This is a genomic window from Cribrihabitans marinus (genome assembly GCF_900109035.1).
GTDB lineage: Bacteria > Pseudomonadota > Alphaproteobacteria > Rhodobacterales > Rhodobacteraceae > Cribrihabitans > Cribrihabitans marinus.
This window is the reverse complement of the sequence record NZ_FNYD01000014.1, coordinates 40,355-53,978: the sequence shown is the minus strand read 5'-3', so window position 1 is coordinate 53,978 and position 13,624 is coordinate 40,355. Positions and strand designations below refer to the sequence as shown.

Here is a 13,624-nt window from a genome sequence, read left to right as displayed (position 1 = left end):
GGCTCGATTGCGCTGCAGTGCCGGAGGGCGCGCTTCAGCGCCGGGGTCATCCCGCAGTGCTATCGCGCATGAAACGGACTGCGTAGTGCCGGGGACGAGGGCGGGTGCGGACCTCACCTCTAATACGCATCAAAGCCCTCGAAAAGCCTACATTTTTCTGCAACAACTTGGCTAAGATGAGACCGACGGGGCGGGGTAAGAGTAAAGGCTGATGGACGTATTTTCACTTAACCAGAAGTCGATCGAGCGATATGAGAATTTCTCCCGCTCCTTTGCAAATATTCGATCGGAAGATCTCCAAGCAGCAATCGATAAAGCCTACAACGAGCGCCGATACGTCCGCGAGCCGCTCATAAGTCTGAATCCCCGGTTTAGACCTGGTGCGTCAGTGGATGAGAGAGCTGCTGACGGTACAGTCCTTCCGGATACAGCCAAGGTCTTTCGCCGCAAAGATGGCAGCCCCATCGATCTCTACGTCCACCAGGACCTGGCGCTTGGCATGGCGCAGTCCGGAAAGGGCTTCGTCGTCACCACCGGAACGGGTTCAGGCAAGTCGCTCTGTTTCTTTATTCCATTGATCGACGCTGCCATTCGGGCGCGTACGGCAGGAGAGAAGCGTCGCACCCGCGCAATCATCATTTATCCGATGAACGCACTCGCGAATTCTCAGCTCGAGGAAATCAACGGTTTTCTGCGTGACTCCGGTCTGGGCGATCCTCCTGTCGTCGAGAGATACACCGGTCAAGAATCTGAAGCTGACCGGGAGAGGATCGCCGCAAATCCCCCCGATATTCTGCTTACCAACTTCATGATGCTGGAGCTGCTGCTCACCCGCGCCGATCGAAAAGGGCGCCAGGTCCTGGCGAACGCTCGCGGCCTCGATTGGCTCGTTCTCGACGAGCTACACACCTATCGCGGGCGCCAGGGTGCCGACGTAGCGATGCTGGTTCGTCGTCTGCGAGATCGACTGTCGCCGGACCACCTTCGGTGCATCGGAACGTCCGCCACCATGGCCTCTTCGGATGCAGTCGCGGAAGACCCGGCAACAGTTGTGGCGAATACAGCGACGATGATCTTCGGTGACCGAATTGAACCTGAGGCCGTGATTGGCGAGACCCTGGTCCGGGCCACCGAAGGACATGTGGATCGAGCTGACTTGAAGAAGTCCATACGCACGCCGCTTGCGAATTTGTCGGATGACCGCCTGAAGACCGAACCGATCATCGTCTGGGCCGAAACTCGCATTGGCTTGACGGACGATCCGATACCGCAACGCCGTAAGCCCCGCACCCTCAGTGAGGCGGCATCCCAGCTCGCGGAAGAGTCAGGCGAGCCGGTGCTCGAGTGCGTCGCCGCGCTTCAGCGCGCGCTTTCCGTTGCCTCGATGCCCGAGACCCTGCGGCAAGGCTCATCGGATCGCGGCTTCCTGGCCTACAAGCTTCACCAGTATCTGTCCGGTCCGGACAGTCTGTATGCGACCTTGGGTCCGGAGCATGGACGGACGATCCGGTTCGACAAGCAGAAAACCGACCCGAAGGCAGAAGCGCGGCTGTTCGAGGTTCGTTTCTGCCGGAAGTGCGGGCAGGACTATCACCCTGTCCGCGCGTTTCTGGATGGTGCCGGACGTCGATACGTCCCTCGCTCGATCGACGAGGAACCGCTCAACGATGATGACGAGACAGGCTTTCTATGTCGCGCGGAAGGGCTGCCCTTTGAGGGAGATCAGGATCTTCCGTCGTCCTGGCTCGAGGAAACGGCAAACGGATCGACCCGTATCAAGAAAACCTATCGCGAACGCGTTCCATTCCAGGTTTCAGTAGATTCCCAAGGTGTCGAAGGCTCCGGCATCGATATGTGGTTCATGAAGGGAAAATTCTCGCTGTGTCTGCGCTGCGGAGACACGCCGCCGGGGCAAGGTCGGGATCGCAACAGGCTGTCGGGCCTCTCCGCCGAAGGTCGCTCCTCGGCGACAACGATACTTAACTCGGTAGCACTCGAGGGAATGGAAGCTGCGGAAGCCGGCCGCGGCAAGCTTCTGACCTTTACCGACAACCGCCAAGACGCGGCCTTGCAGGCAGGTCATTTCAACGACCACGTCTTCGTCACGAAGCTGCGCGCAGCCGTATTTGCGGCCGTTCGCGACGCTGGCAGCGGCGGGTTGGCCGGTCGCGATTTCGGAGACGCCGTCCGGAGGGCCCTGGGTTATGCTTGGTCGAACGAAGACAGTCACGAAGAATGGCTGCGGGACGATGTGCGTGGACGCAAAGCGACTGAGGCTGAGGTGCTGCTATCGCGGATCATTGCCCATCGCGTCTGGACGGATCAGCGCCGCGGCTGGCGCTTTACGAACCCCAATCTGGAGGACCTCGAACTTGTTCGGGTCGAATACGCGATGCTTTCGGAACTGGCCGAGGATGACGCCATCTTCGTCGGCGCTCCCGAGGTGTTGCGCGATACGACGTCTGATATCCGCTTGAAGGCATTGCGGATCCTTCTGGAACACATGCGAACCGGCCTCGCAATCGATGTAGAAGCTCTGGACCGGCAACGCTTCGAGGAGATTGCCGAGGAGTCGCGACGCTACCTCCAAGCGCCCTGGGCCATCCATGAGAAAGAACGCCCAAGGGAAGCCGCGTGGCTGATGCTCGAAGGCACATCGCGTGCAAACATCTCGCTTCGGGATGAAGGCATCGTGCTTCGCGGCAGCGCCCAGTCGGCTCTGGGCAAGGCCCTCGTCGATGAACGCCTCTGGGGTCGTCGGCTGCGGCGGGGTGAGGTGACCGAAGTCATCGAAGCGCTTCTCCAGGCGACGGCCCATGACGACTACGCCTATGTCCGGGCTCAGCGAACGCCCTTTGGCCCCATGGGCTGGAAACTTGACCCCGGCGCCCTGAAGCTCTGCGCCGCGAGAGAGCCCGTGGCCGAAGAAGGCGAAAAAGCTCCGCCGAACCCCTATTTTCGCGAACTCTACACAAGGGTTGCCGACAACATGTTGGCCAGGCGCGCACCGCTGCGGGGCCTGGAGGCAAGGGAACACACCGCACAGGTGGACAAGGACCTCCGCCAGCACCGGGAGCGCCGGTTCCGTTTCGAAGAAGACGACCGGAAGCAAATGCAGGAGATGCCGCATGACAACGAAACCTCCCGGCGTCTTCCCCTGCTAATTTGCTCGCCAACAATGGAGCTCGGGGTCGACATTTCCACACTCGAACATGTGCACCTTAGAAACGTGCCGCCGACGCCGGCCAACTACACGCAGCGGGCAGGGCGTGCAGGCCGCGCTGGACAGGCGGCGCTGATCACGACCTATTGCGCCGCACAGAGCCCCCATGATCAGTATTATTTCGCCGATCCAGGCCAGATGGTCGCGGGAACGGTGCAGCCGCCGCTTCTCGATCTCGGCAATGAGGAACTCGTCGTATCCCACTGTCACGCCATCTGGCTGGCGGAATCCGGAGTGGAACTTGCACCGGCGATCGCCGAAGTGCTGGACCTCACTCAAGGAGACGGCAAGTATCCACTCCGAGATGAAGTAGCGGCAGCTCTATCAGTCCCCGAACTCGCTCCTCGTGCGGCAGAGCGCATGGTGGCTGTCCTCAGCCAGATTGCCGGCCGACCCTTCGGACATGATCTCGCAGAAAGCACCGCGCGCGATGCCTTCGAGAGATTCGACCGGGCTTTCGACTCGTGGAGACGGCGGTTGAGCGCCGCCGAAGACCAGAGAGATCGCGGCTACCGGTTGTCGAAGAGCACCCAGGCAAGCGCCGAGGAACGACGGCAAGGGGACCGATCTTATAACAGCGCACGACGGCAGATCGAATTGCTCAAGAGCGGCAAGGATTCAAACTCCTCGGACTTCTTCACCTACCGCTATCTGGCAACGGAAGGCTTCTTGCCTGGATACAATTTTCCTCGCCTGCCGCTCACGGCTTTCGTTCCCGGTGCCGAACGACGTGGCCGTGGCGATTTCCTCTCGAGGGCGCGTTTCCTGGCAATTTCCGAGTTCGGGCCGGGGAGCATGATCTATCACGAAGGGCAGTCGTTCCGCGTGACGCGCGCCATGCTACCTCCACAAGTGCGCGCTGGCGACGGAGTCGGCCTCAACACCGATGTATTGCTTCTCTGCCCAAACTGCGGCTCGATCCAAGGTTCGGATGCTCCCGAGCGCTGTGATGCATGTGGGGCCGGACTGGCCGATCCTATTCGCCTCGACGGCGCATTTCGCGTCGAGAATGTCGAGGCCGCTCCGGCGGAACGAATTTCCGCCAATGACGAGGAGCGCCAGCGCCAGGGCTTCGATATACAGACCGCTTTTGCGTTCCAGGGCGAACCACAAAGGGTTCGGTTGCGCGATGGTGAAGGGAAAGACCTGGCAGCGATCTCCTACGGACCGCGCACCCGTATTGCCAGGATCAACAAGGGACTGCGGCGACGTCGAGACAAGGACCTCTACGGTTTCAAGATCGGAACCCATAGTGGTCGCTGGCGCGGTTCGGCAGGCGGTGATGATACCGACCCGGATTTACGCCCAAGCGCCGAGCCCGAGCAGACGGTCCTGCCGATGGTGGAGGATCGCAAGAATGCCATGCTTCTGGTTCCCTTGCGTCACTTGGAGGTCGAGGACGTCGCAACCTTGCAGAGCGCCCTTGCCCGCGGCCTCGAGCGGGTTTTCCGTCTTGAGGAAGGTGAAATTGCCGTGGATCCCGTTCCGGATCGGGATGCGCGCAACGGGCTTCTATTCTACGAGGCGTCCGAAGGTGGCGCGGGTGTGCTGTCGCGGATCTCGCGCCAGGAGGACCTGCAAGCGGTGGTCCGCGCCAGTCTCGAGATCATGCACCTGGAAGAGACTGACGGCGAATGGCGTGACCGCGACGACGCCCCCTGCGTCGAGGGCTGCTATCGCTGCATCCTTACCTATTTCAACCAGCCTGATCATGAGTTGATCGACCGGAGGCGGAGCGAGGTCCGGCGTTTCTTGGCTGACCTTCTATCGGCCAAGGTCGAGGTGGTCGCGCCGATTGAAAAGACGAGTCCAGTTCGCACACCGGCCTCGGAAGGGCCGTGGGCAGACGCGGCGCGCAGGTGGGGAATCGTACCGCCGGACGTGGACCCCATTGCACGGGGCGGCAAGGTCGCGCAGGCGTCGTGGAGCAAGTTCTACACCGCCGTGACCGAGGACGCAGGCCTTTCCGCCGAGCTGTCGAACGAAGGTTACATTATCCTCGGAGCGGCCGCGCCGCCCGATGAGATGCCGGAAGAACTCGCGCATATCGACAAGGTGACTTCATGACTTCGGCTACCAGCGCCCTTACAAGCCCAGGCAGCCTGATCCGTGCACGCGGCAGGGAATGGGTCGTCCTGCCCGGATCGGGACCCGACCGCCTGCGCCTGCGACCGCTATCGGGCACGGAGAGCGATTCCACGGTAGTTCTGCCGGCACTCGAGTCGGTTCCGCCCGAGCCGGCAATCTTCAAGGCGCCGGACGCATCGCGTATGGGCACTTCCTCGGAAGCGCGCTTGCTGTCGGACGCGTTGCGCCTCAGCCTTCGCCGAGGCGCGGGCCCGTTCCGCTCCTCCGGTCGGATCGCGTTCGAGCCGCGATCCTATCAGCTGGTCCCGTTGATCATGGCGCTGCGCCTCGACCCGATCCGGCTGCTGATCGCCGACGATGTGGGCATCGGTAAGACCATCGAGGCCGGCCTAATCCTCCGGGAGATGTGGGACCGAGGCGAGGCAACGCGAGCCTGCGTGCTGTGTCCGCCGCACCTGGTCGAGCAATGGGTCGATGAACTGCGCGAAAAATTCGATCTGCATGCGACCGCCGTGACCGCCACGACTGCGCCACGTCTCGAACGCGGGCTCGCATTGGACGAGAGTCCTTTCGACGCCCATCCGGTCACCGTTGTCAGCCTGGACTACATCAAGGCCGACCGCCGCCGGGCTGACTTCGCAAGGTCCTGCCCGAATTTCGTTATCGTGGACGAGGCGCATGCCTGTGTCGGCGGCGGACGCGGCACAACCCAGAGGCAGGTCCTGTTGAACGGTCTCGCAAAGGACCCGAACCGTCACATGGTTCTGCTCACCGCGACGCCGCATTCCGGTGACGCGGAAGCTTTCGACGACATTCTGGCGTTGCTTCGCCCGGACTTCTCTCATGGCGCCTTGTCCCGAGCTCGGGAAGAGCTCGCCCAGCATTTCGTCCAGAGGCGACGTATCGATGTCAGGGAAGAAGGCTGGGAAGTTCCCGGCGCGAAGCGGACCTTTCCCAAGCATGATGTCGGCGAGAGGGCGTTTCAGTTGACGCCCTCACACCTGGCGTTCCACGAGGCCGTCTTGGCGTGGTGCACCGAGCGCGCCGCGAAATCCGGACATGATGCGCGCCGGCGGCGGCTGGCGATCTGGGCTACCCTGGCCCTGATGCGATGTGTCGGTTCCTCGCCGGCCGCTGCGATTGCCACGCTGGAGGCCCGGCGCGGCCCGACCGACGATTCTGATCTGGAAGCCGCGATCTTTGACGAGGATGAGGGCCAGCTGACGGATGACGATCTGGAACCGGGGACAGCGGCAGAGGACATGGCTGGCCTCGACGACCTTCTGCGGATGGCACGAGATCTCGAAGCCAGACCCCAGGAGGACGCCAAGCTGTCACTCCTCAAGCGCGAACTGGCGGAGCTCTGTTCTCAGGGCCATCAGCCTGTCGTGTTCTGCCGCTACATTGCCACAGCCGAGGCCGTGGCCGGCGCGCTCAGGAAAGATAGGTCCTTCAAGGACCGGACGATCGAGGTCGTCACCGGCCGGCTTCCAGGCACGGAGCGGAGGGTTCGCGTCGAAGGCATGGCGGACGCGGAGCGTCGAATACTCGTTGCAACCGATTGCCTGTCAGAGGGTATCAACCTCCAGACCCTATTCGATGCTGTCGTGCACTACGATCTGTCCTGGAATCCGACGCGGCACCAACAGCGCGAAGGCCGGGTCGATCGGTTCGGGCAGCCGACCGATCAGGTGCGCTCCTTGACGATCTATGGCAGCAACTCGGCCATCGACGGGGCTGTTCTCGACGTCATCCTGAGAAAGGCTGCGGCCATCCGGAAAGCCACGAATGTCTCCGTCAGCATGCTGGATGATCGCGGGACGGTGTCCGAGGCAATGATGCATGCACTGGTATTGAAGTCCGGCGCAGCCTCGGGTCGTCAGGGCGACCTGTTTCGCGACCTTGATCCAGCGGCCGATCTCGAACGACTCTGGCGCGATGCGGAGGAGAACGAAAAGGCATCCCGGGCACGCTTTGCGCAAAGACGCCTGAAGCCCGAAGAAGTGATACCGGAATGGCAGCGCGTGCGCGACCTTTTGGGCGATACCGAGGATGTTCGGCGGTTCGTACGCCGTGCCCTGGACCGGGTCGGCATCACGTTCGACGGAAAATCCGTCCCGGTCGATGCGCTACCCGAAATGGTGCGCGAAGCTCTCTCCTCGCGGGGCATCCAAGGGCGAACCCGAGTTTCGTTCGACCCTGTCGCCCAGCCAGGAGTCGAGGTGTTGCATCGCACGCATCCCATAGTCGCAACGCTGTCCGACGCCCTTTCTGAAGGTGCCCTGGAAGACGCCCCGGACGCTCTATCGCGATCCGGCGCCTGGATCAGCCGAGCTGCCACCGTGATGCAAACGCTGGCACTTCTCCGGGTCCGCCACCGCATCCGACGCGCTTCGGCCGCGTCAGATGACTTCCTCCTGGCCGAAGAAATTGTGCCGGTTCTGTGGGAAGGCACAGCCACGGGGCACGCCGCCATCGGCCTCGATGCGCTAAAGGTGCTCGACGAGGAGGTCGGCGCGACCTTGCCCGAGCCGGTGCGGAGAACCCAGGTGCTGCGCGCCCGTGCCCGTATCAATGACTCTGACGCCCTCACCGCAATCGCCCAGTCTCGCGCCGAGACGTTGACGGCGGATCACGACCGTCTGCGTGTTGCCTCCTCCACGCGGGGTCGCACGATTGTCGAGCCGGTGCTGCCGCCGGACCTCATAGCCCTCCACGTAATCCTGCCGGAAGCGAGCTGATGCGCCACGAGACGATGCACCGCCCCGTCGAGATTGGCGCCGGCCTGATCCTGGAAGGAGGGCTGATCCCGTCAGATATGATCGCGAAGATCTCCCGCGGTCAGGCTACCGAACAGGCGGCGACGGACTATGGCGTGCCGAAGGGACTTACCCTCAACGACGAAATCGAGCGGGCATTTCGCATGGCCCGCGCCGCCAATGACGAGCCGCCGGCCGACGCTACCGCCCAGGTCCGTGCGATACTTCGGGCCTTCGGCTTCGACGACTTGAAGACCGGGCCTCTGATGGTCGGCGAACGCCACTTTCCAGTTGACCTGTTGACAGGGGATGGTCGTGTCCCGGTGGTCATCGCGCCGGAAGGGGGCCTTGACCGCGCGCGGCATGAGGGCGGAGCGGCCGGACGGTTCCGCTCGCCCGCGTTGCTCCTGCAGGATGCGCTCAACGCTTCGGATGACGCCCTTTGGGGGCTGGTGACCGACGGCAAGCGTATCCGGCTGATGCGCGACTCCGTTCGCCTCGGTCGTCCGGCGTTTCTCGAGGCAGACCTTGGCGCGATTCTCGATACCGACGATCTCGGCGCCTTTGCCGGTCTCTGGCGGCTGATCCACCGAACCCGCTTCGGACGCGGCGAGGCCGTGGAAGGCCCCCTGGAGCGCTGGAGCAAAGTCGCCGCCGAGCAGGGCGTTGCCGCCCGTGACAGGCTGCGTGACGGCGTCGAGGCGGCACTTCGAGCCCTTGGTGCTGGTGCACTGGCAGACTCGGCCACCCGGGCCCGGATCGAGGCCGAGGAAAACCCGGCGGAGGCGCTCCACGCCGAAGCCCTACGGGTCGTCTACCGGCTGATCTTCGTCCTCACCACCGAAGATCGTGGCCTCCTGCACGCTCCCGACGCCACAGACGAGGCGCGAGAGACATACTCCGAGGGCTACGCCCTCTCACGGCTCGCCCTGCGTGCCCGTAGGCGGGCCAGTCGCGATAGGCATCACGACGCGTGGGAAGGCGTGAAGGTGCTGTTCCGTGCGCTTCAGAAAGGCGAGCCGCTCCTGGGCCTTCCCGCCCTCGGCGGCCTGTTCCGGGAAGGACTGACGCCGATCCTCGACGCGGCCACATTGCCCAACCACCATTTCCTCGACGCGCTGTTCCACCTCGCCTGGATCCGCGACGGCCATGCCCTTGCCCGGATCAACTGGCGCGACATGCAGACCGAGGAACTGGGCTCGGTCTATGAATCTCTCCTCGAACTCGTGCCACGTCTCGCAGAGAACCATACGCTCCTGGACTATGCCGGCGGGGCAGAGACGCGGGGCAACCAGCGCAAGACCACCGGATCCTACTACACGCCCGACAGCCTCGTGCAGGCGCTGCTCGACAGCGCGCTCGACCCGGTGATCGCAGACCGCCGACGTGGCATCGGCACGCCGAACGGCGAGACCGGCGCCGAGGGTATCCTGACCATGACCGTCTGCGACCCGGCTTGCGGGTCGGGCCACTTCCTGCTCGCCGCGGCGCGGCGCATGGCGGACGCTGTGGCCCGGACGCGCGCCGAGGCCGAGGGCGAGACCTTCGACCCCGCCGCGTTCCGCCATGCGCTGCGCGAGGTGGTGGCGCGCTGCATCTTCGGAGTGGACCGCAACGACTTCGCCGTCGAACTCGCCCGTGTCGCGCTTTGGATCGAAAGTGTGGAGCCCGGGCGGCCCCTGGGCTTTCTCGACGCCAACATCCGGCATGGCGACGCGTTGCTGGGTCTGTCAGACCTGCGCCTGCTGACCGAGGGAATACCCGATGCGGCCTACAAGGCACTAACCGGCGACGACAAGGGCATCGCCTCGGACCTGCGCAAGCGCAACAAGGCCGAGCGCGAGGGCCAGGGCGATCTGGGTCTCGATGGCCCCGGAGGCCTCCCGCCTGCGCTGGTGGCCTTCGACGAGCGGCTCCATGCCGCAAGCCAGGACACGCTGGAGGAGGTCGAGCGGCTAAGAGCAAGCTTCGAGGCACGGGGTGCCGATGCCGAGCGTCTACGACTTCGGCGGGCGGCCGATGCCTGGGTGGCGGCCTTCCTGCTACCGAAAAAGCCGAATGTTCAGGTGCCGACCACGGCGGATATCGGTCGCATCCTGGCCCGCGAAGGCGATCCGGTGCTGGTGCAAGGCGTGGCCGACACCGCGGCCGAGGCGCATGTGCTGCACTGGCCGATCGCCTTTCCCGCGATCTGGGCGCATGGTGGCTTCGACGTGATGCTGGGCAACCCGCCATGGGAGCGGATCAAGCTCCAGGAACAGGAATTCTTCGCGTCCCGCGCGCCCGATATCGCCCAGGCGCCTAATACGGCGGCGCGTCGGCGGATGATCAAGGCGCTGGCCGAGGCCGATCCGGGCACACCAGAGCAGCAGCTTTTCCTCGCCTTCGAACATTCCCGGCGCACCGCCGAGGCAGCGAGTGAGTTCGCTCGGGCCGAGGGCGGCCGCTATCCGTTGACTGGGCGGGGTGACGTGAACACCTACGCCCTTTTTTCCGAGCTTTTCGCATCCGGAGTGAACCGGCAGGGTAGAGCAGGTCTGATTGTTCCAACTGGAATTGCCACGGATAATAATACCGCATCGTTCTTTTCGGAGATCGTTACCCAAGAACGACTGATCTCTCTGCTTTCCTTCTACGAGGTAAGGCAAGTATTCAAGCAGACGGATGACCGGAAATCATTCTGTCTTATAACAATGGGATGGGATGCAGGCACTGCCGAGTTTTCATTTGATGCACGTGACACCAGAGACTTTCTGGACGCGAGGAGGCGTTTCGAATTAACCCCTGAACAGATCATCGAGATCAATCCGAATACCAAGACCGCCCCTGTGTTCCGCTCGCGCCGAGACGCCGAGCTTACGGCGAAGATCTATGGCGCCGCGCCCGTGCTGATCGAGGAAGACCGTGCCGATGGAAACCCATGGGACATTAGCTTTGCCCGTTTATTCGACATGTCCAACGATTCCGGTCTATTCCATACTTTCGCTCAACTGACAGATGAGGGCTGGCGGCGCGACGGCGCCGACTGGACACGCCCGCGCATCCATGCTTCGCGCCCCGGGGCCACCCGGCCCGCGCAGGCGGCGATGGACCTCGACGGCAGCGATACCATTTCCCTGTCTCTTTCCCGCGCCGAAGAACGGATGGTGCCGCTCTACGAGGCGAAGATGATCCACCAGATGGACCACCGCTGGGCCACCTACGACGGAGACAGCGCTCGCGACGCGACCTCGACAGAAAAGGCCAATCCGGACTGGGAGCCGATGCCGCGCTACTGGGTGTCGGCAGAGGAGGTTGCTGCCAGGCTTGCCGCCAAGGGCTGGCGGCGCGACTGGATGATGGGTTGGCGCGACATCACAAGCTCAAGCACGGAAAGAACAACCGTCGCCGCGGCAATCCCGAGGGTGGCTCCTGGCCACGTATTGCCACTCTTCTTCGTGAATGCAGAGCCGCGCAAATGGGCAGCGTTACTTGCCAACTTGTCATCACTGACATTGGATTTCGTGGCTCGACAAAAGGTGGGAGGACTTCACCTAACATATGGGTATTTGAAGCAATTTCCTGTTCTACCGCCGACCTTCTACGCAGAACCACATCTCGTCTTCATCGTTCCTCGCGTCCTCGAACTCACCTACACCTCGCACGCGCTGGCCGCCTTCGCCCGCGACCTCGGCCATGACGGCCTGCCCTTCGCCTGGGACGAGGGCCGCCGCGCGCTGCTCCGCGCCGAGCTCGACGCCTTCTACGCCCGCGCCTATGGCCTGACGCGGGACGAGCTGCGCTACATCCTCGATCCGGCCAGCGTCATGGGCTCCGACTACCCTTCAGAAACCTTCCGAGTGCTGAAGCAGAAGGAAGAGCGGCTCTACGGCGAATACCGCACCGAACGGCTGGTGCTGGAAGCCTGGGATCGGCTCTCGGCCGACTGGAGCGCCGTTGGACTCGGTGAGGGCGCGTGAGCTTCGACCTCGCCCCCTCCGGCCCGGCGCGGTTGATCCTCCAGAAGGCGGGCTACGACAGCGGCTGGACGCTGCAACCCGAAGGAACGATCCCCGCCGCGCTCGACGATCCACCTTGGATGACGCTCCGCTCGCAGAACGCCCCCGGCCAGATCGCGCTGGCCATCGCGCCTCCCGGCTACGCCCTGCGCACCACGCCCCGCGTTCTCCGCCGGCTGGCCGAGGAGGAGCTGGGCAACCCCGAGGCCGACCATCTACGGTTCGAGACCCTCGGCGAACTCCGCGCCGCCTGCCTGCGCGCCTGGCACCTGTTCCGCGCCCTCCCGGACGCTCCCGGGGCCGCCTTCGAGGCCGACTTGAAGCGTGAAGGACAGACCTGGTCGGGCCCGGATTCCCAGGACCTCGACCCGACCTGCGCCACTACCCGCGAGGCCCAGGTTCGCCTCCGCGTCGGCCAGAACACCTTCCGCGCGGCCCTCGACGACTATTGGGGTGGCCGCTGCCCACTGACCGGCATCACGGACCGCGCCCTGCTGCGCGCCAGCCACATCGTCCCTTGGGCCGAGTGCAAGAGTGACGGCCAGCGCCTCGACGTCTTCAACGGCCTGCTGCTGGCCGCCCACTGGGACGCCGCGTTCGACGCCTTCCTGGTCAGCTTCGACGGAGAGGGCCGGGCGGTTCCGTCACCCAAGTTGTCGGAGGCCGCCGCGCTGGCCCTGGGTCTCGCCGACGTTCCGCAACTGATCTTGGCCGCGGACCATATCGGTCCCCTCGCATGGCATCGCGAGCGCCTGCTCACGTAGGTGTAGTCATCGACACACGTAGCAGACGGGAGATTTCGAAAGCCTCGGTGAAAGAGCCGGGTGCGACCAACTTTCGCTATGCCTTTTCGGTCTTCGGCGCCAGCGCGTCCTTCATGAAAGCGAGCATTTCCTCCTTGAAATTTTCCTTCTTTTCCAGCTCGGTGATATGCGTCTTCAACGCCGCATTCTGTTCTTTTGCCGCATTGAGCTGGTCATTCAGAATTCGTTTCTCGTCTTCGAGGCCCGCCATCTCTTCTGCCTGATCATCGAGCTTCATCAGCAGGTCCCGGATTTGCGCACGCTGGTTCGCCAGGTCCATGTCCTTCTGCGTGACCTTCTGTTCATTGATACGTCGGAGTTCATCATGTTCGCGGCCGAGGTGCAGCAGGATCGCGGACTCCACGGCTTGGCTGATCTCTCGGACTGCATTCCGGCTTGTTTCAGGCAAGGCCTCGATCAGACGCGCGGATTGCTGCCGTTCCCGCTCCACGAGAAGCCGCTGGACCTCCTTGTCGAGGCTCTGGGCGTTGATCCCAGGCGGCACGTCGAGGTGGACACACATCGCTTTCTTCACAGCCTCGCCGGTCGGGGTATCGCCGTGTTCCTCGACGATCCCGATGCCTTCGAGAACTTGCGCCTCGGTGTACTTCGGCGGACGGCCCGTCTTCTTCTCGGTCATTGTCTTTCCTCGTTGGTTTCGCAAAGTCTTTGCGAAAGGGTGTTTGTCAAAGGCGCCGCTGGTGGCTGAAAAGGATATTGGTTCGTCCGGCGCGTCGAAAAAGAAAATCTGAG

5 protein-coding genes are annotated in these 13,624 nt (G+C 63.4%); 4 read left to right on the top strand and 1 reads right to left on the bottom strand.

Annotated features, from left to right (window positions below):
- The first annotated feature begins 211 nt into the window (after positions 1-211).
- Genes BMX57_RS18580 through BMX57_RS18565 form a run of 4 tightly spaced genes read left to right on the top strand, consistent with a single transcriptional unit; the run spans position 212 to position 12,832 of the window.
- Positions 212-5,290, top strand: a complete 5,079-nt coding sequence (locus tag BMX57_RS18580; RefSeq protein ID WP_092370897.1) for a DEAD/DEAH box helicase — start codon at positions 212-214, stop codon at positions 5,288-5,290.
- Positions 5,287-8,052, top strand: a complete 2,766-nt coding sequence (locus BMX57_RS18575) for a helicase-related protein (RefSeq protein ID WP_092370894.1) — start codon at positions 5,287-5,289, stop codon at positions 8,050-8,052. Before BMX57_RS18580 ends, BMX57_RS18575 begins: the two co-directional genes overlap by 4 nt.
- Positions 8,052-12,029 (top strand): Eco57I restriction-modification methylase domain-containing protein, encoded by a 3,978-nt coding sequence (locus tag BMX57_RS18570; RefSeq protein ID WP_218142439.1) that lies wholly within the window; start codon positions 8,052-8,054, stop codon positions 12,027-12,029. The genes BMX57_RS18575 and BMX57_RS18570 overlap by 1 nt, the downstream gene beginning before the upstream one ends.
- Positions 12,026-12,832, top strand: a complete 807-nt coding sequence (locus BMX57_RS18565) for an HNH endonuclease (protein ID WP_229724291.1) — start codon at positions 12,026-12,028, stop codon at positions 12,830-12,832. The genes BMX57_RS18570 and BMX57_RS18565 overlap by 4 nt, the downstream gene beginning before the upstream one ends.
- Positions 12,833-12,908: 76 nt before the next feature.
- Here the strand turns inward: BMX57_RS18565 and BMX57_RS18560 are convergent, their stop codons facing one another.
- Positions 12,909-13,511, bottom strand: a complete 603-nt coding sequence (locus BMX57_RS18560) for a kinetochore Spc7 family protein (protein ID WP_092370891.1) — start codon at positions 13,509-13,511, stop codon at positions 12,909-12,911.
- Positions 13,512-13,624: the final 113 nt, after the last annotated feature.

Excerpts from the sequence above, each read along its gene's own strand:
- BMX57_RS18580 (WP_092370897.1), top strand. The coding sequence starts at position 212 with ATGGACGTATTTTCACTTAACCAGAAGTCGATCGAGCGATATGAGAAT.
- BMX57_RS18575 (WP_092370894.1), top strand. The coding sequence starts at position 5,287 with ATGACTTCGGCTACCAGCGCCCTTACAAGCCCAGGCAGCCTGATCCGT.
- BMX57_RS18570 (WP_218142439.1), top strand. The coding sequence starts at position 8,052 with ATGCGCCACGAGACGATGCACCGCCCCGTCGAGATTGGCGCCGGCCTG.
- BMX57_RS18560 (WP_092370891.1), bottom strand. The coding sequence starts at position 13,511 with ATGACCGAGAAGAAGACGGGCCGTCCGCCGAAGTACACCGAGGCGCAA.